Annotated in this window: 19 protein-coding genes; 12 read left to right on the forward strand and 7 right to left on the reverse strand. The window is 64.7% G+C overall.

Features of this window, described 5'->3' with window-relative positions:
* Positions 1–97 precede the first annotated feature (97 nt).
* From NKH05_RS26705 to NKH05_RS26720, 4 genes are all read right to left on the reverse strand, one after another.
* Complete coding sequence (locus NKH05_RS26705; RefSeq protein ID WP_353026424.1) at positions 98–1,636, reverse strand: DegQ family serine endoprotease; 1,539 nt, start codon at positions 1,634–1,636, stop codon at positions 98–100.
* A gap of 367 nt (positions 1,637–2,003) precedes the next feature.
* Positions 2,004–2,729 (reverse strand): MBL fold metallo-hydrolase, encoded by a 726-nt coding sequence (locus NKH05_RS26710; RefSeq protein ID WP_352495226.1) that lies wholly within the window; start codon positions 2,727–2,729, stop codon positions 2,004–2,006.
* 16 nt (positions 2,730–2,745) lie between these two features.
* Positions 2,746–3,912: a diphosphate--fructose-6-phosphate 1-phosphotransferase gene (locus NKH05_RS26715; RefSeq protein WP_352451606.1), complete on the reverse strand. Its 1,167-nt coding sequence runs from the start codon at positions 3,910–3,912 to the stop codon at positions 2,746–2,748.
* 96 nt (positions 3,913–4,008) lie between these two features.
* Positions 4,009–4,773: a L,D-transpeptidase gene (locus NKH05_RS26720; protein ID WP_353026426.1), complete on the reverse strand. Its 765-nt coding sequence runs from the start codon at positions 4,771–4,773 to the stop codon at positions 4,009–4,011.
* Positions 4,774–4,961: 188 nt separating this feature from the next.
* Here NKH05_RS26720 and NKH05_RS26725 point away from each other — a divergent pair, with 188 nt between their 5' ends.
* The 3 genes from NKH05_RS26725 to xylB all read left to right on the forward strand — a co-directional run bounded on the left by NKH05_RS26725 (position 4,962) and on the right by xylB (position 8,566).
* Positions 4,962–5,585 carry a LysE family translocator gene (locus NKH05_RS26725; protein ID WP_023718327.1) on the forward strand — a complete coding sequence of 208 codons (624 nt, stop codon included), beginning with the start codon at positions 4,962–4,964 and terminating at the stop codon, positions 5,583–5,585.
* Between the two features lie 9 nt (positions 5,586–5,594).
* On the forward strand, positions 5,595–6,920 hold the full coding sequence (locus tag NKH05_RS26730) for a tetratricopeptide repeat protein (RefSeq protein WP_353026428.1): 1,326 nt from the start codon (positions 5,595–5,597) through the stop codon (positions 6,918–6,920).
* Positions 6,921–7,111: 191 nt separating this feature from the next.
* Positions 7,112–8,566, forward strand: a complete 1,455-nt coding sequence (gene xylB, locus NKH05_RS26735; RefSeq protein WP_353026430.1) for a xylulokinase — start codon at positions 7,112–7,114, stop codon at positions 8,564–8,566.
* A 209-nt stretch (positions 8,567–8,775) separates the two neighbouring features.
* Here the strand turns inward: xylB and NKH05_RS26740 are convergent, their stop codons facing one another.
* Positions 8,776–9,138 carry a nuclear transport factor 2 family protein gene (locus NKH05_RS26740; protein WP_352484709.1) on the reverse strand — a complete coding sequence of 121 codons (363 nt, stop codon included), beginning with the start codon at positions 9,136–9,138 and terminating at the stop codon, positions 8,776–8,778.
* 110 nt (positions 9,139–9,248) lie between these two features.
* Here NKH05_RS26740 and xylA point away from each other — a divergent pair, with 110 nt between their 5' ends.
* Positions 9,249–10,574, forward strand: coding sequence for a xylose isomerase (gene xylA, locus NKH05_RS26745; RefSeq protein ID WP_023718323.1), 1,326 nt, complete (start codon positions 9,249–9,251; stop codon positions 10,572–10,574).
* 128 nt (positions 10,575–10,702) lie between these two features.
* Here the strand turns inward: xylA and NKH05_RS26750 are convergent, their stop codons facing one another.
* Positions 10,703–11,335, reverse strand: a complete 633-nt coding sequence (locus NKH05_RS26750) for a TetR/AcrR family transcriptional regulator (protein WP_352484707.1) — start codon at positions 11,333–11,335, stop codon at positions 10,703–10,705.
* 93 nt (positions 11,336–11,428) lie between these two features.
* Here NKH05_RS26750 and NKH05_RS26755 point away from each other — a divergent pair, with 93 nt between their 5' ends.
* Complete coding sequence (locus tag NKH05_RS26755; protein ID WP_023718321.1) at positions 11,429–12,085, forward strand: O-methyltransferase; 657 nt, start codon at positions 11,429–11,431, stop codon at positions 12,083–12,085.
* Positions 12,086–12,251: 166 nt separating this feature from the next.
* On the forward strand, positions 12,252–12,461 hold the full coding sequence (locus NKH05_RS26760; RefSeq protein ID WP_023718320.1) for a hypothetical protein: 210 nt from the start codon (positions 12,252–12,254) through the stop codon (positions 12,459–12,461).
* 61 nt (positions 12,462–12,522) lie between these two features.
* Here NKH05_RS26760 and NKH05_RS26765 read toward each other — a convergent pair whose 3' ends face one another.
* Entirely contained in the window at positions 12,523–13,503 is a 981-nt protein-coding gene (locus NKH05_RS26765) for a GlxA family transcriptional regulator (protein ID WP_023718319.1), read from the reverse strand.
* A gap of 76 nt (positions 13,504–13,579) precedes the next feature.
* Between NKH05_RS26765 and bcoG the strand changes: the two genes are divergently transcribed.
* From bcoG to NKH05_RS26795, 6 genes are all read left to right on the forward strand, one after another.
* Positions 13,580–14,491, forward strand: coding sequence for a 3-dehydrocarnitine:acetyl-CoA trimethylamine transferase BcoG (bcoG, locus tag NKH05_RS26770; protein ID WP_023718318.1), 912 nt, complete (start codon positions 13,580–13,582; stop codon positions 14,489–14,491).
* Between the two features lie 37 nt (positions 14,492–14,528).
* A complete protein-coding gene (locus NKH05_RS26775; protein ID WP_023718317.1) occupies positions 14,529–15,158 on the forward strand; it encodes an HD domain-containing protein in 630 nt (209 codons plus the stop codon).
* Positions 15,155–16,228, forward strand: a complete 1,074-nt coding sequence (locus NKH05_RS26780) for a 3-hydroxyacyl-CoA dehydrogenase NAD-binding domain-containing protein (protein WP_023718316.1) — start codon at positions 15,155–15,157, stop codon at positions 16,226–16,228. The genes NKH05_RS26775 and NKH05_RS26780 overlap by 4 nt, the downstream gene beginning before the upstream one ends.
* A 4-nt stretch (positions 16,229–16,232) precedes the next feature.
* Positions 16,233–17,396: an acyl-CoA dehydrogenase family protein gene (locus NKH05_RS26785; RefSeq protein WP_023718315.1), complete on the forward strand. Its 1,164-nt coding sequence runs from the start codon at positions 16,233–16,235 to the stop codon at positions 17,394–17,396.
* 64 nt (positions 17,397–17,460) lie between these two features.
* On the forward strand, positions 17,461–19,539 hold the full coding sequence (locus NKH05_RS26790; protein ID WP_353026434.1) for an acetate--CoA ligase family protein: 2,079 nt from the start codon (positions 17,461–17,463) through the stop codon (positions 19,537–19,539).
* Positions 19,532–20,314: a carnitinyl-CoA dehydratase gene (locus NKH05_RS26795; protein WP_023718313.1), complete on the forward strand. Its 783-nt coding sequence runs from the start codon at positions 19,532–19,534 to the stop codon at positions 20,312–20,314. Before NKH05_RS26790 ends, NKH05_RS26795 begins: the two co-directional genes overlap by 8 nt.
* The last annotated feature ends 7 nt before the right edge of the window (positions 20,315–20,321 follow it).

Here is a 20,321-nt window from a genome sequence, read left to right on the forward strand (position 1 = left end):
TTGTCAGTTTTCTCGAAGACGCGCCCGCGGGCAACCGAAATCTTGGCTCGGCCTGGCGGCAGTGCTCTACGTCGATTTTGGCAGCGCGGCGCGTGCCTCAGCCACTGGCAAAGGGCACGGCGACAAACATCTGGGCGTCGCCGCGCTCGACAAGCAGCAGCACCGATTTCTTGCCGGATTTGGCAGCCTGAGAAATCGCCTGGTTAGCCTGCCTGGCGCTCCTCACCGGATGCTGGTCGACGGCGACGATGATGTCGCCGGGCTGAATGCCGGAAGCCGATGCCGCCTTGTTCGGGTCGACGCGCTCGACCAGTGCGCCGTGCTGGTTGCCTGTCATGTTCATTGCCTGGCGCACATCCGGGGTGACGTCCATCAGGCCGAGACCGAGGGTCGGTGCGCGAAGGCCCTGCTCCGTCGACGGCTGACCCTGATCGCCGGCCACCGATCCCGTCGCCATATCGTCTTCGTTGCGCCCGATCTCGACGGAGATCTGCAGGCCCTTCCCCTTGCGCCAGACATTGAGCGCTTCCCTCGTGCCGGGCGCAATGTCGGCGACGGCGCGTGACAGGTCCCTTGGATCCTTTATGTCCTGGCCGGCGAAGCTGGTAATGACATCGCCTGTCTCGATGCCGGCCTTGGCGGCCGGCGATCCGTCGCTGACCTGCGCGACCAGCACGCCGGCGGGGTGATCGAGGCCGATGGCGCTCGCCATATCAGGCGTCACCGGCTGGATCTGGACGCCGAGATAGCCGTACTGGATGGAGCCGCCCTTCATCAGCTTGGCGACGACCTTTTGCGCCTGGTCCGAGGGGATGGCGAAGCCGACGCCGACGCTGCCGCCATTCGGCGAAAAGATCGCCGTGTTGATGCCGACGACATTGCCGTTCACATCCGTCAGCGGGCCGCCGGAATTGCCCCGGTTGATCGGTGCGTCGATCTGGATGAAGTCGTCAAACGGCCCGCTGTGCAGGTCGCGGCCGCGCGCCGAGACGATGCCGGCCGTGACGGTGGTGCCAAGGCCGAAAGGATTGCCGAAGGCGAGCACCTGATCGCCCGGCATGAGCTTGTCGGAATCGCCCCATTTGACGGTCGGCAAGGGCTTGCCGGCTTTGACCTCGAGCACGGCAAGATCGTTCTTGGCGTCATGGCCGATCAATTTGGCGGGAAGCTCGGTGCCGTCGTCGAGCGTCACCTTGATCGACTGGGCGCCGTCGACGACGTGACTGTTGGTGACGATGGTGCCGTTGGCGCCGACGATGAAGCCTGAGCCGAGGGCCTCGGTGCGCGGCGCCTGTTCCGGCGGCGTCTTGGGGGCGGGCTGTCCCTGGTCATCGAAGAAATGGCGGAAATAATCGTCGAAAGGCGAGGTTCCGCCAAAGGGAGAGCCATCGCTCGTGGTGTCCGGCTGTTGGGCTTTCATGACCGTCGTGATGGTCACCACTGCCGGTTTGTCGGCCGCCACGACCGGAGCGAACGAACCGCTGGGAGCGGTCATGCCGGTGACAGGTGGCGTCACTGTTGCCGCCAGGACATCATTCAGCCTGGGAGCGAGAGGCAGGGCGAAGGGGCTGACGATCAGCGCGGCGCCCAGCAAAGCGGCGACGCGATGTCTGCGAAGGGTCTGGATTGGTGACATGGCCGTTGTCCGGGCGAGAGATTGATCGGGCGCCGCAGCGTTCCGTCACCGGAGCGCTCTATCGGCGTGTCGGCCTTGCCTGTCTCGCCTGGCACGGCGGCCGACCGGATCGACAGCCCCGCATCTAGGGCGCCGATCATGGTTTCCAGATAATATTACGAAGATTTAATTTCCGGCTGGCAGCCGCCTTGCCGGGCTGGCGCCGAAAGCCGAAAACAAAAACCCGCCTTGCGGCGGGTCGTTGGGGCAAATCAGCACCATACCCAAATTACTAGCATAGCTGCCGGCACAAAGCAAGAACAAAATAGCTACCCAAGAAAAATCGCCTCAGGTTTGTGCCGCCCCTCACCGCCCCTGCCGAGGCTTCCTATGCCGCTGTCCCGTCCGTTCGCCTGAGATACGCCGAGGCGATCTCGCGCATCCGCCTGCCGTCGAAGCTCGGTCCATGACCGCCATGGCCGATGCGGATCGGCAGATCGAGCAGCCGCTGCATCGTGTGGCGGTAGGCGGCACGATCCGAATCCGGCAGGTCGTCGATCAGCGTGGCGTCGTAGATGGCGTCGCCGGCGAAGAACAGGCCGTCGGCCTCGTCGAACAGCGCGATCGAATCAGGAGAGTGGCCGGGCAGATGCAGGACGCGGAATTGGCGGTCGCCGAGGTCGACCCTATCGCCCTCGTCCAGGGTCCTAGTCAGCGGCGCCGGCGGAATCCTGTAATCGGCGGCTTTCCAGCCCTCCGCCGGCAGCCTGGAGACAGCCCCTTCCAGGTCATGGAACATGTAGGCGTAGGTAATCGCTTCATCCATGCTGCCGAACTGCGCGGCGCTGTGGCGCGGCCCTGCCCGCAACGGAAACTCGTGCAGCGAGCCGACATGATCGAGATGGATATGCGTGGCGACGACGAGCAGCGGCTTGCCGGCCGGCGTGTCGATCTGCGGCGCCAGTGGGCAGATCCCCATGCCGGTGTCGACCAGCAGGTCGACGTCGCGGCCGCGCAAATGCCAGATGTTGGCGCGCACGAATTCATGCACGAAGGGCTCGGTCAGCATGGTCGTCTCTGCGTCGACGATGGTTTTGCTGAACCAGTTGTCCATCAGATCAAGGCCGGCATCAGACGAACGGCTTGCCGACCTTGTATTTTTGCGGGACCAGCCGCTTCAGATAGGCCATCCCCGCATCGGACAGCCGGTTGACATCGGGCAGCATGAAATCATCCGGCATATGGCGCGTCTTGCCGGCGACGTTCTTCAGCGGCACCTTCTTCAGCACGGTTTTCTTGCCGTCATATTGCAGCGCCACCGAACCGCCGCCCTCGTCGGCGACCGTGACCGCGAAGGCGCCGGCGTCGAAGGCCTCCTGCGCGTCCACCGCGCTGATGGCGCCGACATAGCCGCGCGGCATGTAGCCGAGCGCATCGACGCGCGCCCGCTTGCCCGGCAATCCCTCGGCCAGCGCGCGCTCCAAGGCTGCCGGCAGGTCGCTGCCCGACAGCTTGACGTTGCCGTGCTGGTCGCGCTCCAGCCTTTCCGGCGGCACCAGGCTTTCGACCAGCGCCTTGCCGTCGGCGGTGCTGACGCCTTCGGAGACGGCAACGATGCAGCGCTTGTGGCGGTCGAGCGTGGCGCGCACGTCGTCGATGAAGCCGGCCGCCGAGAACGGCCGCTCCGGCACGTAGACGAGATGCGGGCCGCTGTCCTGGTCGAGCTGCCATGCCGCGGACGCGGCCGTCAGGAAACCGGCATGCCGCCCCATGACGATGCCGACATAGATGCCCGGCAGAGCGCGGAAATCGAGATCGACCGAAAGAAACGCCCCGGCGACGAACTCGGCCGCCGACATGAAGCCGGGCGTGTGGTCGTTCTCCTCGAGATCGTTGTCGATGGTTTTCGGCGCATGGACGAAGGCGATCTTGCCGCCGGCGGCGTCGGTCAGGATCTGCTGCGTGCCCGACGTGTCGTTGCCGCCGATATAGATGAAGGCGTCGGCGCCGGCTTTCTTCAAGCCGTTGAGGATGAGGTCGCAATAGGCGGCATCCGGCTTGTCGCGCGTCGAACCAAGCGCGGCGCTCGGCGTCGCCGCGATCAGCCGCAAACGGTCCTCGGGGATGGCGGAAAGATCGACGTAATTGCCGTCACGAATGCCGCGCACGCCGTGGATGGATCCCAGCACCTTGGCGCCGGGATGCCGCTTGCGGATTTCGAGCGCGGCGCCGACCACCGTCTGGTTGATGACGGCGGTTGGGCCGCCGCCTTGCGCGATGACAAAAGTTCCGGCCATTGGTCACGTCTCCCGGGCGATGAAAATCGCAGGCACATTCGCCTGTCTTGTGGCATCGCGCAACGGCAGAGTGATCGCTGAAAGCGAAGCCGCCGGTCAGACGACGACGACCGGATTCTTTTTGGAGACGCGGCTGTAGAGATCGATGATGTCCTGGTTGATCAGGCGCACGCAGCCCGACGACATCGCCTGGCCGATGCTCCGCCATTCGGGCGAGCCGTGGATGCGATAGCCGGTATCGCTGCCGTTCTGATAGATGTAGAGGGCACGCGCGCCGAGCGGATTGTCGAGGCCGCCCGGCTTTCCGCTCTGCCATTTCACCAGCTCCGGCTTGCGGACGATCATCTCGGGCGGTGGGGTCCAGACCGGCCATTCCTTGCCGTACTGGATGTTGGCGCGGCCGGACCAGCGGAACCCGTCCTTGCCGATGCCGACGCCGTAACGGATCGCTTCGCCGCCGGGCTGCACCAGATAGAGCAGCCGCTCTTGCGAATGCACGACGATCGTGCCGGGTTGCTCGCCGGTCGGATCGACGACAATCTGGCGGCGGAATTCCGGCTTGACCTTGAGATAGGGCACTTCCGGCACATTGAAGCCACCGTCGGTGAGCGAAGCGTACATCACGTCGGGGCTGGTGATGTTCTTGTCGACGCTGATACTCGGGCGGATGGGCCGGATCGAGCCGGTGGTGACGTCGTCGAGCTGGAGCGACGGCAGATCCAGCGTCTGGCTGCAGCCGGCGACGCCGAGCAGCGCCAGCGCACCGGCGCCGGACAGCACCGTGCGACGGGAAAGCTGTATCTCGGTTTCGATTGCGTCGCCAGTGTGCGGCAGCGACAGACCGTGCGGCAACTCACGCATTTACCCAAACCCTACGCTATCGGCGGGAAACACGGTCCGGCCGGATAGCAGGCATTTTCACCAATCATGGTTGAAAAAGCGTGAAGGCCAGCCATCTGCCGTTAACGAGGGGCTTTTTCGGTTTTTGCCTCTTTACATCTTCGCGAGGCCAAGGATTTATCCTCTTCTTTGAGCTCAAGGAGAAGAAAATGTCCTTCGAAAACTGGGCCGCCTTTGCCGCCGCCTCGGCAGTCCTTCTGGTCATTCCGGGCCCGACCATCCTGCTGGTGGTGTCCTATGCGCTCGGCCAGGGCTGGCGCACGGCGCTGCCGATGGCAGTCGGCGTGGCGCTCGGCGACTTCACCGCGATGACACTGTCGATGCTGGGCATCGGCGCGCTGCTGGCGGCGTCGGCCACCGTATTCACCGTGCTGAAGGTGATCGGCGCCGGCTATCTGATCTATCTCGGCATCAAGCTGTTTCGCGCCGGCGGCGCGCTGCGGGCCGAACCGCGCACCGATGCGGTGTCATCGGCCAAGATGACGGCACATGCCTGGCTGGTTACCGCGCTCAATCCGAAAAGCATCACCTTTTTTGTCGCCTTCCTGCCGCAGTTCCTCGACCGGCATGCGGATTTCTGGACACAGATGCTGATCTTCGAGACGACCTTCCTGGCGCTCGCCTTCGCCAATGCCTTCGGTTATGCGCTGATTGCGGCAAGGGCGCGCAACGTCGTGCGCAATCCCAAGGCGATCCGCATCTTCAACCGCACCGGCGGCACGCTGCTGGTCGGCGCCGGCATCGCCACGGTGGCGATGCGCTCGGGCAACTGAGGACAAGCCATGGCGGTCAGGGATGCATTTGGCCTAGCGCTGTCTGGCGCGACGGAGGCCGGGTTTTCGTCCTACAGCCAGGCTGTGCGCGAATTGCAGTGCTTCATCGGCGATCCTGTCGGTTCCGTTGACCGGGCAATCGCCGAAGATCCCGGCTTCGTCATGGCGCATGTGTTCAAGGGTTATCTCTTTGGCCTCGCCACCGAGCGTGAAGCGACGGCGCTGGCCAAGGCATGTCACGAGGCAGCGCTGCCGCTTGCCGCGACGACGCGCGAGCAGGCGCATGTCGCCGCGCTTGGCCACCTTGCGGAGGGCCGCTGGCACGAGGCCGCCCGCGTGCTGGAGGATATCGCCATCGAGTTCCCGCTCGATGCGCTGGCGCTGCAGACCGGCCACCAGATCGACTTCTTCACCGGCAACGCCCGCATGCTGCGCGACCGCATCGGCCGCGCGCTGCCGTCCTGGCAGAGCGGCATGCCGGGCTACCACGCCATACTCGGCATGCAGGCCTTTGGGCTGGAGGAAATGGGCGACTACGCGCGCGCCGAAAAACTTGGCCGCACGGCGGTCGATATCGAGCCGCGCGACGGCTGGGCCCAGCATGCCGTCGCCCACGTCATGGAGATGCAGAGCCGGCAGAAGGACGGCATTCTGTGGATGCGCGCCAACCCCGAAGCGTGGACGCGGGAAAGCTTTCTGCAGGTGCACAATTGGTGGCATCTGGCGCTGTTCCATTACGACCTCGGCGAGACCGACGACGTGCTGGCGCTCTACGACGGGCCGATCTATGGCGAGCGCTCGACGCTGGCGCTCAACATGGTCGATGCCTCGGCGATCCTGTGGCGCCTGCATCTCGGCGGCGTCGATGTCGGCGACCGCTGGACGGCACTGGCCGCCAACTGGTTGCCCAAGGCCAGCGCCGGCCATTATGCCTTCAACGACGCCCACGCAATGATGGCGTTTGTCGGCGCCGGCCTCGAAGCGCCGGCCCGCGGCTTGCTCGAGGCGCAGCGCGAGGCGATGCAGGGCAAAGACGACAACGCTGGTTTCACCAGGGATGTCGGCCATCCCCTGACGCTCGCCATCAAGGCATTCGGCGACGGTAATTATGCCGGGACGATCCGCCTGATCCGGCCGATCCGGGCGATCGCCCATCGCTTCGGCGGCAGCCACGCCCAACGCGACGTCATCGACCTGACGCTGATCGAAGCGGCATTGCGTTCCGGTGATGGCGCGCTGGCGCGGGCGCTTGCGGCGGAACGCGCGCTGGCACGGCCGGACAGCCCGCTATCGGCACTGTTTTCACGGCGCGCAACCGCTCTCGCGGCGAATTGACCAAGACTAAATCTTGCCTTAAAAACTGCCCCGGCAAGATTTTTTCGAGTGTCGAAAAAATCTTCACGTGTTGACCGGAGCGCTTGTCCGGCGGCACGATTGCCGGGATATCTTCGCCGCCTCTGTCGCAGGCAGAGGCGGGGGAGCAAGAAAGACCGTCGCCGCCAGGCCTGACGGACATGGGAGGAAACATGTATCTCGGCCTCGATCTCGGCACGTCGGGCGTCAAGGCGCTGCTGATCGATGCAAAGCAGAGCATCGTCGGTTCCGGCCACGCGTCGCTCGACGTGTCGCGCCCGCATCCCGGCTGGTCCGAGCAGAACCCGGCCGAGTGGATCCGCGCCTGCGAAGCGGCGATCGCCGAGCTGCGATCCGCGCATGCGAAGGAGCTCGCGGCGGTCAAAGGCATCGGCCTTTCCGGCCATATGCATGGCGCCACCCTGCTCGACGCCGCCGACCAGGTGCTGCGCCCCTGCATCCTGTGGAACGACACACGCAGCCACGCCGAGGCGGCCGCACTCGACGCCGACCCGCGCTTTCGCAAGCTGACCGGCAACATCGTCTTTCCCGGCTTCACCGCGCCAAAGCTCGCCTGGGTGAAAAACAACGAACCGGCTGTTTTCGCCAAGGTGGCAAAGGTCCTGCTGCCGAAGGACTTTTTGCGGCTCTGGCTCGCCGGCGAGCATATTTCGGAAATGTCGGATTCGGCTGGCACGTCGTGGCTCGACGTCGGCAAACGAGCCTGGTCCGCCGAACTGCTCGCCGCCACGTCGCTCGACGAAAGGCAGATGCCGTCATTGGTCGAAGGCACGGCAAAGGCCGGTGCCTTGCGCAGCGAACTGGCTGCGAAATGGGGCATGCAGGCGGGCATCCCGATCGCCGGCGGCGCCGGCGACAACGCGGCCTCGGCCTGCGGCATGGGCACGGTCGGTGCCGGCCAGGCTTTCGTCTCGCTCGGCACGTCAGGCGTGCTTTTTGCCGCCAATGCGTCCTATCTGCCCAACCCGGAAAGCGCCGTGCATACATTCTGCCATGCCCTGCCCGGCACCTGGCATCAGATGGGCGTCATCCTCTCGGCAACCGATTCGCTCAACTGGCTATCGGCAATCGCGGGCAAAGGTGCTGGCGAGTTGACCGCCGAACTCGGCGATGCGCTGCAGGCGCCGACCGGTGTCTCCTTCCTGCCCTATCTCTCAGGCGAACGGACGCCGCACAATGATTCCGCCATTCGCGGCGCGTTTACGGGGCTTGCACACGAATCCGGCCGCGCGGCGCTGACCCAGGCCGTGCTCGAAGGCGTCGCTTTCGCTTTCCGCGACAGCCTGGAAGCTCTGGCCAAGGCCGGCACGACGCTGACCCGGGTGACGGCGATCGGCGGCGGCTCGCGTTCGCGCTACTGGTTGAAGGCCATCGCCACCGCGCTTGGCCTGCCCATCGATATTCCCGCCGAGGGCGATTTCGGCGCCGCGTTCGGTGCGGCCCGGCTTGGCCTGATCGCGGCGACCGCTGCCGATCCGCGCGCCGTGTGCACGGCGCCGGCGACGGACGCCACGGTCGAGCCGGTCGCCGCCCTCGGCGACGCCTATGCGCAGGCCTATCAGCGCTACCGCCAGCTTTACCCGGCGATCAGGGCTGTAACCGCGTGAGCTGGCGCTTACCCCCCTCTGGCCTGCCCTCTTTGCCACCACTTGGCATCTCCCCCTCAAGGGGGGAGATCGGCAGCGTCGACGGCTATGCCAGTCTTGCAAGATCGGTGATTGGCGAAGGCGGAAAGGCCAGCCAATCTCCCCCCTTGAGGGGGAGATGCCCGGTAGGGCAGAGGGGGGTGCTTGGCCCCCACTTTGCCGAGATTTCCTCACTGCGCCGGCACCTTGTCGAGAAAGCCGGTGACGCTTTTCAGCCGGCCATTTTCGATGATGCCGATATCGGTGCCTTCGATGACGGGCTCGGTGCCGTCCGGCCCAAGGTTCCACGAAAAGCGGATGGCGTCAGCGAAGCCGTCCGGCTCGCCTTTCAGCGAGAACCTGAAGCCGGCAAAGCGCTGCTGCACGCCTTCGATCAGCGCGGCGATGCCGTCATGGCCGTCGCCCTGCATGATCGGATCGCGGTAGCCGACATCCTCGGTGAAGGTCGTCTTGAGCAAGGCTTTCCTGCGCGCGGCGTCACTCTCGTTCCAGGCGGCGATGTAGTTTTCGGCAATGGTGTTGAGGTCGGTCATGGTCTGTCTCCTTCGTTGGATGCTCTTGACATGAGCCTTTTCGACCAACGCCAGCGCGAAACCAATTACGCTTGAGGTAATCAGGCCGAACCATGCGAGAGGAAAAGAACATGACCAGCGGTTTTTTCGGCGACATCCAACAGATCAAATATGAGGGACCGGATTCGACCAATCCGCTGGCCTACCGGTTCTACAATCCCGACGAGATCGTCGCCGGCAAGCGGCTGGAAGACCATCTGCGCTTTGCCGTCGCCTACTGGCATTCCTTTGCCTGGCCAGGCGGCGATCCGTTCGGCGGCCAGACGTTTGACCGGCCGTGGTTCCCCAAGGCCGGCGGTACCGACACGATGGAGCTGGCCAAGCTCAAGGCCGACGTCGCCTTCGAGATGTTTTCGCTGCTGGGCGCGCCTTATTTCTGCTTCCACGATGCCGATGTGCGGCCGGAGGGCCGGGACTTTTCCGAAAGTGCGGCGCGGCTCGACGAGATCGCCGATTATTTCTCGGGAAAGATGAAGCAGACTGGCGTCAAGCTGTTGTGGGGCACGGCCAACCTGTTCTCCAACCGCCGCTTCATGTCGGGCGCCGCCACCAATCCCGATCCGGACGTCTTTGCCTATTCGGCCGCGACGGTGAAACACTGCATCGACATCACCAAGCGGCTGAACGGCGAGAACTACGTGCTGTGGGGCGGCCGCGAGGGCTATGAGACGCTGCTCAACACCGACCTTGCCCGCGAGCAGGAACAGGCCGGCCGCTTTCTCAATCTGGTCGTCGACTACAAGCACAGGATCGGCTTCGAAGGCACCATCCTGATCGAGCCGAAGCCTCAGGAACCGACCAAGCACCAGTATGATTACGACGTCGCCACCGTCTATGGCTTCCTCAAGCGTTTCGGACTGGAGAACGAGGTCAAGCTCAACATCGAGCAAGGCCACGCCATCCTGGCCGGCCATTCGTTCGAGCATGAACTGGCGCTGGCCAATGCGCTCGGCATTTTCGGCTCGATCGACATGAACCGCAACGACTACCAATCGGGCTGGGACACCGACCAGTTCCCAAACAATGTACCGGAGATGGCGCTCGCCTATTATCACGTACTGCAGGCGGGCGGCTTCAAGACCGGCGGCACCAATTTCGACGCCAAGCTCAGGCGCCAGTCGCTCGATCCGCAGGATCTGCTGATCGGTCATATCGGCGGCATGGATTGCTGCGCTCGAGGCCTCAAGGCAGCGGCACGCATGGTCGAGGACAAGGCGCTGTCGGCGCCGCTCGCCGAGCGCTATGCCGGCTGGGATTCGGCCGAGGCCAAGGCGATGCTTGCCGGCAAGCGCACGCTGGAGGAAATTGCTGATCGCGTCGTCAAGGAGAAGATCGAGCCGCAGCCCCGATCCGGCCGCCAGGAACTGCTCGAGAATATCGTCAACCGGTACGTCTGAGGCGTACCGATTCGCGGCCGCATTGTTCAGCGGCCGCCGGCTGACGACTTTCCGCGGGGCCGAAACCGACAAGGTTTGCCCCCTTGCGAAACTTTCGGTCTGCTTGCTGACCGGGCCTGGCATTTGCCCTAGCCGTGATCGAGGCCTCTCAAATAGGCGCAGAACATGTCGGCCATGGCGTCGGCGTAGGCTTCAATCTCCGTGGCGGTTCGAGGCGCCTCCGAGAACTGCTTCCCCACCGTGCTCAGCGTCGTCATGACGAGGTCGCCGGCCAATTCGCGGGTCACTTGCGCGGCGTTGGGCAACGCCTCCTGCATGAAGAGCTGGATGGTGCGGTCTCCGGACGCCCTTGCCGCCCGCGCCTCAGGCGCGTCGCGGTAAAGCGGTGCGGCGTCGTCGAGCGCCACACGCACCGCGGCCTCGTCACACTCCGAGCGGAGGAAGGCGTGGACCAGGCCGCGCAGCCTTTCAAGCGGCGGTTTCCTGATATCCTCGAGGATGTCGCGCAGCAAATCGGTCGTCTGCCGCCATTCGTCACTCTGGAGCCGGAACAGGATCGCCGCCTTGTTCGGAAAATACTGATACAGCGATCCGACGCTGACACCGGCCTTCTCGGCCACCCGCGCCGTGGTGAAGCGCTGCGCGCCTTCCCTCGCCAAAACCTGAACAGCAGCCTCCAAAATCGCAGCAACGAGCTCCGCCGAGCGGGCCTGCTTGGGCTGTTTTCGCGAGGAAATCCGCGGACTTCGGTGATCGCTCATTGAGAGGCGCGCCAATGCGATTATTGAATGCGAATGATTAGTCGTATTTTGAATGCCGCACAAGAACGCATTCAATTTTGACTGGAGACCAATATGACCACACTGACGACAACGCCGCTGGCGCCCCTGCTGGACCGCCTGTTCGAGGAAGCCGCTGCGGCAACGAGCCCTGCCGTGGCGGAGCTCTCCGCCGAGGAGCGGAGCCGCTTCATTCGGAGCAAGACCGAATACCTCGATTTCTACGGGCGGCTAAAGGATCTCTGGCTTCCCGTTTCGCGAGAGACCGGCACGCTGCTCTACATGCTGGCACGGAGCAGCGGCGCCCGGACGATCGTCGAATTTGGAACCTCGTTCGGCATCTCGACCCTGCACCTTGCCGCAGCCTTGCGGGACAATGGCGGCGGCCGCCTGATCACCAGCGAGTTCGAGCCATCCAAGGTGGCGCGCGCCAGGAGCAACCTCACAGCAGGCGGTCTCATCGACATGGTGGAAATCCGAGAGGGAGACGCGCTGCAAACATTAAGCGTCGATCTTCCCGAAACGGTCGACCTGCTGCTGCTCGATGGCGCCAAAGCGCTCTATCCCGAGGTCTTGACCCTAGTTGAAAGTCGCCTCAGGCCGGGCGCCTTGGTCGTTGCCGACAATGCCGATCTTTGCCCCGAATACCTCTCGCGGGTGCGCTCGACCGGAAGCGGCTACATGTCCACGCCGTTCGGCGAGGATGTCGAACTGTCCATGCGGCTCGGCTGACGCACCGCCTGATCTGTCGGAAAGATCGTGCCCAAGATGGGCGGCGGCGGACAAAACTTTGCCCGGCATCGCCCATCAATCGCCTCGCTCTTGCCTTCAAACAGCCGTCACGGAGTTCCTATAGTGTGGTTCGTGGCGGGAATCAGAAAGAAGGAGGCGAAACGATATGCAGCACGAACGCGAAATCGACGCCCTGCTCTCATCTGGCGAGGCCGGATCGATCATCGACCGGCTGATGGCGCTGCCGCACCCCAAGCATGGTGCGCTGAGTGCAAACGAATGGGATCGCGCGGTCGCCAGCCGCTTCGAGACCCATCTGGCGAGACAGATGCGCTCGCAGATCGACGGCAACAGCGTCCGCCAAGACGCTGCCTGATCCACCTTTGTCTGTGCATGTCGTTACCCCAAAACCGCTACGCACTTTTGGGCGACATGCATTATCCTCGACGCAGCCTGACCGGCGCTTCGCCGAACGCTCTTGAAAACGCTCTGGAAAATGCCGCGGCGGACGAAAACCCCGTTCGCCCGGCAATGTCCGCCATGGCGATGCGCGTATCGACCACCAGCCGGCGCGCGGCGCCGAGGCGCAGCCTGAGATAATAGGCGCCCGGCGTTTCGCCGATCGACTTGCGAAAGATACTTTCCAGCGTCCGCGCCGTCACCCCGGCGCGCTTGGCCACGGCGGCGACAGTCAGGGGCTGGTCGACATGCGCTTCCATCAGCCGGATGGCTTGCGCCAGCCTGGGATCGTAGCCGTCAAGACGGCCGAGCGAGACCAGCGGCTGCGCGTCCGTCGCGGCGCGCGCCTGGTCGTAGATGAAGACGCTCGCGACATCGAGCGCCACGGCCATGCCGAGCCGCGTGCGGATCAGATGCAGCATCAGGTCGAAGGTCGGCGAGGCGCCGCCAGAGGTGAATACGGGACCGTCGATGACGTAGCGGTCGGGGCGCACGTCGACGCCGGGAAAGGCCGAAGAAAAATCCTCCATATCCTCCCAGTGGGTGGTGGCGCTGCGCCCCTCCAGCAAGCCCGCGCGCGCCACCAGCCAGGTGCCGGCCTCGACGCCGCCGCAGGCGCGTGCCGCGCGCGCCGCCCGGCGCAGTCCGGAAAGCAAGGCTGAAGTGGCGTAGTTCTGCGTGCCGAAGCCGGCGACGACGACCAGCATGTCGGTTGTGTCAGCCGCATCGAAGCGGCCGCTGACCGCCACCGGCAGGCCGCATGTGGTGACCGGCGCCTCGCCTGTGACCGAGACCAGCCTGAAATCGAACAGCGTCTCGCCGGCAATACGGTTGGCGGCGCGCAACGGGTCGACGGCCGACGCGACGCACATGATCGACGAGCCGGAGAATACCAGCAGCGTCACCTTGAGCGGCAGACGTTCGGCACGAAAGATCGTCGGTTTTTCGGTTTTGGTCACATGATCTTCGTAAAACGCAAAACAGTTTCCGGCAAGTCAGGCATTCTTGCCCTACGTTCTATTGGGAGAGAGTCCGATGCCGTTAGCGATGAACCGTGAGGTCTTCATTACCTGTGCCGTGACCGGGTCCGGCAGTTCGCAGGACCGCAGCCCGCACGTGCCGCGCTCGCCCAAGCAGATCGCCGATTCGGCCATTGAGGCGGCAAAGGCAGGGGCTGCGATCGTGCACTGCCATGTGCGCGATCCCGAGACCGGCAAGCCTAGGCGCGACGTGCACCTCTACCGCGAGGTGACCGAGCGCATCCGCGCGGCTGACGTCGACGTGGTTTTGAACCTGACCGCCGGCATGGGCGGCGACATGGTGTTCGGCCCACCGGAAAAGCCGCTGCCGCTGAACGAAAAAGGCACGGACATGGGCGGCGCGACCGACCGCATGGAACATGTGCGCCAGTGCCTGCCGGAAATCTGTACGCTCGACTGCGGCACGATGAATTTCGCCGAGGCCGATTATGTCATGACCAACACGCCCGGCATGCTGCGCGCCATGGGCGGCATGATGACGACGCTCGGCGTCAAGCCGGAGATCGAGGCCTTCGACACCGGGCATCTGTGGTTTGCCAAGCAATTGGTCGAGGAACAAGTGCTGAAGCCGGACGCGCTGGTGCAATTGTGCATGGGTGTGCCGTGGGGGGCGCCGGACGACCTCAACACCTTCATGGCCATGGTCAACAATGTACCGTCGACCTGGAACTGGTCGGCGTTCGCCATTGGCCGAAACCAGATGGCCTATGTCGCTGCCGCGGTGCTGGCCGGCGGCAATGTCCGTGTCGGGCTGGAGGATAATCTCTGGCTCGACAAGGGGGTGCTGGCGACCAATGCGCAGCTGGTCGAGCGGGCGGTCAGTATCGTGTCGAATATGGGCGCCAGGGTCATCGGCCCGGATGAGGTGCGAAAGAAGCTGAACCTGACGAAGCGCGCACCGCTTTGAGCAAGGGCGGGAAGAACCCGGTTGGGAGGAGCCGCCGATGAAGACCGTGAAGTTCACCGCCATGAAGGACGGCGACCGCGAGGATTATGCCTTCCTCACCGAGCATGAGATCGACCATGCGGCAAAGACCGGCGAGCGTCTGCTCGACGCGCTTGTCCAGCTCGACGAAGGGCTGTCGGGCTACAAGATCACCCGGCTCGGCCATTCGCTGCAGGCGGCGACGCGGGCCTGGCGCGACGGCGCCGACACCGACTGGATTGCCTGCGCCTTGCTGCACGACATCGGCGACATCTACGCGCCCTATAATCACGACGAGTATGCGGCGTCGATCCTGAAGCCCTTTGTACGCGAGCAATGCACCTGGGTGGTGGAAAAGCACGGCGACTTCCAGCGCCTCTATTACGCACATCACCTCGGCGGCACCCCGCACGCCCGCGACCGTTTCGCCGGGCACATCTACTTCGACGATTGCGATGAGTTTTGCGAGCGCTGGGACCAGTCGAGCTTCGACCCGGATTACGAGACATTGCCGATCGATTTCTTCCGGCCCTTCGTGCTCGAAGTGTTCGCGCGCAAGGCCTATGACGCGTCCGTGATCCGTGCCGGCGAGCGTGTCGCCCTCACCGACCCCGCAACAGCCAGCACAAGAACCGGAGCCTCCGCATGAGCATCATCAACAAGGCGGCAGCCATCGGCGGCGGCGTCATCGGCGCCGGCTGGGTCGCGCGGCTGCTGCTCAACGGAATCGACGTGTCGATCTTCGATCCCGACCCCGAGGCGTCACGCAAGGTCGGCGAGGTGATGAAGGGAGCGCGACGCGCCTACAAGCAGATGCTGCCCGGCGGCCTGCCGAAAGCGGGCAAGCTCACTTTCGCCAAGACGATCGCCGAGGCGGTCGCCGATGCCGACTTCATCCAGGAAAGCGTGCCGGAGCGGCTCGACCTCAAGCACCGCGTGCTGGCCGAGATCGACCTTTATGCGCCGGCCAACGCCATTGTCGGCTCCTCCACCTCCGGCATCAAGCCGACCGACATGCAGGTGGCGATGAAGAAACATCCGGAGCGGTTGGTGGTCGGCCATCCGTTCAACCCCGTCTATCTCTTGCCACTGGTCGAAATCGTCGGCGGCGAACAGACCTTTCCCGAGGCGATCGAAGTCGCCAAGGAGATGTATGCCTCGATCGGCATGAAGCCGGTGGTGATCCGCAAGGAGATCGAAGCCTTTGTCGGCGACCGCCTGCTCGAAGCGGCCTGGCGCGAGGCGCTGTGGCTGGTCAAGGACGGCATCTGCACGGTCGAGGAGCTTGACGACATCATGCGCTATGGCTTCGGCCTGCGCTGGGCGCAGATGGGCATGTTCCAGGTCTATCGTGTCGCCGGCGGCGAGGCCGGCATGCGCCACTTCATGGCGCAGTTCGGCCCGTGCCTGAAATGGCCATGGACCAAGCTGATGGATGTGCCGGAGTTCAACGACGAATTGGTCGAGCTGATCGCGACCCAGTCGGACGACCAGGCGCACGGTCTGTCGATCCGCGAACTCGAAAAGATCCGCGACGACAATCTGGTCGCGATCATGGAGGCACTGTCGAAGCAGAACAAAGGCAAAGGCTGGGGCGCCGGCGCCCTGCATAAGGACTATACCAGGCAGCTGGCCAAGCTTGCGGCGAAGAAGCCCACCGCCTCCAAGGCTGCCGAGAAGGCCAAGGCTGAAAAGCCGAAGAAAAAGAAGAAAGGCTGAGACCATGGATTTTGGTCTTTCGGAGGAACAGAAGCTCATCGTCGAGACGACGCGGGCCTTCGTCGAGAACGAGCTTTACCCGCATGAGCGCGAAGTGGAGCGCACCGGCGTGCTGCGCCGTGAGCTGATCGAGGAGATCAAGGCCAAGGCGATCGAAGCTGGTCTCTATGCCGCCAACATGCCGGCCGATGTCGGCGGCGCCGGGCTCGATACGGTGACCTGGCTGCTCTATGAAAAGGAGCTCGGCCGCGCCAATTACGCGCTGCACTGGACCTGCGTGGCGCGGCCTTCCAACATCCTCCTTGCCGGCACGCCGGAGCAGCGCGAGAAGTATCTGTTCCCGTGCATTCGCGGCGAAAAATGGGATTGCCTGGCAATGACCGAGCCGGGCGCCGGCTCCGATTTGCGCGGCATGAAGGCAACCGCCGTGCAGGACGGCGACGACTGGGTGCTGAACGGCACCAAGCATTTCATAAGCCACGCCGACCTCGCCGATTTCGCCATCGTCTTCATGGCCTCGGGGGAGGAAGAGTCTTCGCGTGGAAAACGCAAGAAGATCACCGCCTTCTTCGTCGACAAGGGCACCAAGGGCTTTACCGTGCGCGACGGCTACCGCAACGTCTCGCATCGCGGCTACACCAATGCCATCCTCGAATTCGACGATTGCCGTCTGCCGGCCACTCAGGTTCTGGGCGAGGTGCACAAGGGCTTCGACGTCGCCAATTCATGGCTTGGCGCGACGCGCCTGCAGGTCGGCGCCACCTGCCTCGGCCGCGCCGAACGGGCGCTTGGCCACGCCATCGAATACGCCGCGCAGCGCCAGCAATTCGGCCAGCCGATCGGCAAGTTCCAGGGCGTGTCGTTCAAGCTCGCCGACATGGCGACCGAGCTGAAGGCCGCCGACCTGATGGTGTTCGAAGCCGGCTGGAAGTACGATCAGGGCACCGTCACCGATCAGGACATGGCCATGGCCAAGCTGAAGGCCACCGAGATGCTCGCCTTCGTCGCCGACGAGGCGATCCAGATCCATGGCGGCATGGGGCTGATGGACGATCTGCCGCTGGAACGCATCTGGCGCGACGCCCGCGTCGAGCGCATCTGGGAAGGCACCTCGGAAATCCAGCGCCACATCATTTCGCGGGCGCTGCTGCGCCCGTTCGGGGGCTAGAGCATGATCCCAAAAAGTGGAATCCGGTTTTTGGAAAAGATCATGCTCAAACGAAAAGATGACGATGCACAAACTTGAGCGGCTTTTGCGCCCACGAACGATCGCAGTCTTCGGTGGCGTGCAGGCTGCTGCCGTCGTCGCGCAGTCGATCAAGATGGGCTTTGCCGGCGAGATCTGGCCCGTGCATCCGAGCAAGGACGAGGTCGCCGGCCGCAAGGCGTATCGCTCGGTGGCCGAATTGCCCGGTGCGCCGGATGCCGCTTTCATCGGCGTCAACCGGCACTTGACCATCGAAGTGGTCAAGGCGCTGGCCGAGCGCGGCGCCGGCGGTGCGGTCTGCTTCGCCGCCGGCTTCCTCGAAACCGAGGCCTATGACGAGGACGGCGAGCGGCTGCAGGCCGAGCTGGTCGCGGCGGCGGGTCCCATGCCGATCATCGGGCCGAACTGCTATGGGCTGATCAATTACGCCGACGGCGCGCTTTTGTGGCCCGACCAGCATGGCGGCATCAGGCTGCCTGAAGGCGGTCGCGGCGTTGCCATCATCACCCAGTCGTCGAACATCGCCATCAACATGACGATGCAGAAGCGCGGCCTGCCGATCGCCTTTCTGATGACCGCCGGCAACCAGGCGCAGACCGGGCTTTCCGAAATGGCGCTCGGCCTGATCGAGGACGACCGCGTCACCGCGCTCGGCCTGCATATCGAGGCCTTCGACTCGGTGGCCGGCTTCGAAAGGCTGGCGGCACGGGCACGAGAGCTGAAGAAGCCTGTTATCGCCATGAAGGTCGGCCGCTCCGAGCAGGCGCGGCAGGCGACCGTCTCGCATACCGCGTCGCTGGCCGGCTCGGACGCAGCGTCCGGCGCGTTCCTGAAGCGGCTCGGCATCGCCCGCATCGATTCGATCCCGGCCTTCATCGAGGCGCTGAAGTTGCTGCACGTCACCGGTCCCCTGCCCGGCTACCGGCTGTCGTCGATGAGCTGTTCGGGCGGCGAGGCGTCCGTCATGGCCGACAGCGCCGAAGGCCGCTGGGTGACCTTTCCGCCTCCCACCGCCGAGCATCGCATTCAGGTCAAATCGACGCTCGGCCCGCTGGTCGCGGTGGCCAACCCGCTCGACTACCATACCTTCATCTGGAACAACGAGCCGGCGATGACCGCCACCTTCACCGCCATGGTGTCTGGCGGCTTCGACCTCAACATGCTGGTGCTCGACTTTCCGCGCCCCGACCGCTGCTCCGACACCGACTGGTGGGCGACGCTGCGCGCCTTCGAAGCGGCGCTGAAGACCAACAGCGCGCAAGGCGCGATCGTCTCCTCGCTGCCGGAGAACCTGCCCGAGGAATACACTGCAGGGCTGATGGCGCGGGGCATGGTGCCGCTGTTCGGCATTTCCGAGGCCATGGACGCCGCCCAGGCGGCAGCCTTCATCGGCTGGGCGTGGCGCGAGCCGCTGGCGCAGCCGATCGACACCTCGGCGTCTGGCGCGCCGGCTGGCGACCATGTCACCCCGGACGAGGCGGAGGCGAAAGCGCGGCTCATCGAGGCCGGGCTCCCGGTGCCGAAGGGCGAGCGCGCCGGCAACGCGGTCGAGGCTGTGATCTCCTCGATGGCGCTCGGCTTCCCGGTAGCGCTGAAGGCTCTTGGCGTCATCCACAAATCCGAGCTCGACGCGGTCCGGCTCAATTTGAGGGATGCCGAATCCGTCAGCACCGCCGCCCATGATCTCGGCCCGCTCGGCACCGGCCTTTATGTCGAGCGCATGGTGCGCGATGGCGTCGCCGAGCTGCTGGTCGGCTTCACCCGCGACCCGATGTTCGGCGCGGTGATGACGCTCGGCACCGGCGGCGTGCTGGTCGAGCTGTTGCGCGACAGCGTCACGCTGATGCTGCCGGCGACCCGTGACGACATCGAGGCCGCTTTGCGCGGGCTGAAACTGTTCCCGCTGCTCGACGGCTATCGCGGCCGGCCGAAGGCCGATGTCACGGCGGCAATAGAGGCGATATCGGGCATTGCCGGCTTCGTGCAGCAAAATGCCGGCGAGATCGAGGAACTCGACATCAATCCGCTGATCGTCTGCGCCGAGGGCAAGGGCGCCTGGATCGCCGACGCGCTGATGGTGCTGGGAGGCAAGAAGAATGGCTGAAATCATCACCACCCGCCGCGAGGGCACGATCTTCGAAGTCACGCTCGACCGGCCCAAGGCCAATGCCATCGACCTGAACACGTCGCGGCTTATGGGCGAGACTTTCAAGGCGTTTCGCGACGATCCCGAGCTGCGCGTCGCCATCGTCAAGACCGCCGGCGACAAGTTCTTCTGCGCCGGCTGGGACCTGAAGGCTGCTGCCGGCGGCGACGCGGTCGACGGCGACTATGGCGTCGGCGGCTTCGGCGGGCTGCAGGAATTGCGCGACCTCAACAAGCCGGTGATCGCCTGCGTCAACGGCATGGCGGTCGGCGGCGGCTTCGAACTGGCCCTATCCTGCGACCTCATCTATGCGTCGGACCACTCCTCCTTCGCGCTGCCCGAAATCCGTGCCGGCACGCTGGCCGATGCGGCGACGATCAAGCTGCCGAAGCGCATCCCCTACCATGTCGCCATGGACCTTTTGCTCACCGGCCGCTGGATGGATGTCGCCGAGGCGCATCGCTGGGGCCTGGTCAACGAGGTGCTGCCCAAGGACAGGCTGGAGGACCGCGTCTGGGAGATCGCGCGGCTGCTCGCCAGCGGCCCGCCGCTGGTCTTCGCCGCGATCAAGGAAACGGCTCGGGTCGCTGAATCGCTGACGTTCCAGGACGCGATGAACCGGGTGACGCGCCGGCAGCTGCCAACGGTTGACGCACTCTACGGCTCGGAGGACAATCTCGAGGGTTTTCGCGCCTTCGCCGAGAAGCGCGACCCGGTGTGGAAGGGGAAGTGACGCTGCG

It is taken from the genome of Mesorhizobium sp. M1399, assembly GCF_040317735.1.
In the GTDB taxonomy this organism is placed as follows: domain Bacteria; phylum Pseudomonadota; class Alphaproteobacteria; order Rhizobiales; family Rhizobiaceae; genus Mesorhizobium.

Bases quoted from the DNA above. Each gene is read 5' to 3' on its own strand.
- NKH05_RS26760 (WP_023718320.1), top strand. From the start codon at position 12,252: ATGCAGCACGAACGCGAAATCGACGCCCTGCTCTCATCTGGCGAGGCC.
- NKH05_RS26730 (WP_353026428.1), top strand. From the start codon at position 5,595: ATGGCGGTCAGGGATGCATTTGGCCTAGCGCTGTCTGGCGCGACGGAG.
- NKH05_RS26750 (WP_352484707.1), bottom strand. From the start codon at position 11,335: ATGAGCGATCACCGAAGTCCGCGGATTTCCTCGCGAAAACAGCCCAAG.
- NKH05_RS26785 (WP_023718315.1), top strand. From the start codon at position 16,233: ATGGATTTTGGTCTTTCGGAGGAACAGAAGCTCATCGTCGAGACGACG.
- xylA (WP_023718323.1), top strand. From the start codon at position 9,249: ATGACCAGCGGTTTTTTCGGCGACATCCAACAGATCAAATATGAGGGA.
- xylB (WP_353026430.1), top strand. From the start codon at position 7,112: ATGTATCTCGGCCTCGATCTCGGCACGTCGGGCGTCAAGGCGCTGCTG.
- NKH05_RS26755 (WP_023718321.1), top strand. From the start codon at position 11,429: ATGACCACACTGACGACAACGCCGCTGGCGCCCCTGCTGGACCGCCTG.
- NKH05_RS26705 (WP_353026424.1), bottom strand. From the start codon at position 1,636: ATGTCACCAATCCAGACCCTTCGCAGACATCGCGTCGCCGCTTTGCTG.
- NKH05_RS26710 (WP_352495226.1), bottom strand. From the start codon at position 2,729: ATGGACAACTGGTTCAGCAAAACCATCGTCGACGCAGAGACGACCATG.
- NKH05_RS26795 (WP_023718313.1), top strand. From the start codon at position 19,532: ATGGCTGAAATCATCACCACCCGCCGCGAGGGCACGATCTTCGAAGTC.
- bcoG (WP_023718318.1), top strand. From the start codon at position 13,580: ATGCCGTTAGCGATGAACCGTGAGGTCTTCATTACCTGTGCCGTGACC.
- NKH05_RS26715 (WP_352451606.1), bottom strand. From the start codon at position 3,912: ATGGCCGGAACTTTTGTCATCGCGCAAGGCGGCGGCCCAACCGCCGTC.
- NKH05_RS26725 (WP_023718327.1), top strand. From the start codon at position 4,962: ATGTCCTTCGAAAACTGGGCCGCCTTTGCCGCCGCCTCGGCAGTCCTT.
- NKH05_RS26775 (WP_023718317.1), top strand. From the start codon at position 14,529: ATGAAGACCGTGAAGTTCACCGCCATGAAGGACGGCGACCGCGAGGAT.
- NKH05_RS26740 (WP_352484709.1), bottom strand. From the start codon at position 9,138: ATGACCGACCTCAACACCATTGCCGAAAACTACATCGCCGCCTGGAAC.
- NKH05_RS26790 (WP_353026434.1), top strand. From the start codon at position 17,461: ATGCACAAACTTGAGCGGCTTTTGCGCCCACGAACGATCGCAGTCTTC.
- NKH05_RS26720 (WP_353026426.1), bottom strand. From the start codon at position 4,773: ATGCGTGAGTTGCCGCACGGTCTGTCGCTGCCGCACACTGGCGACGCA.
- NKH05_RS26780 (WP_023718316.1), top strand. From the start codon at position 15,155: ATGAGCATCATCAACAAGGCGGCAGCCATCGGCGGCGGCGTCATCGGC.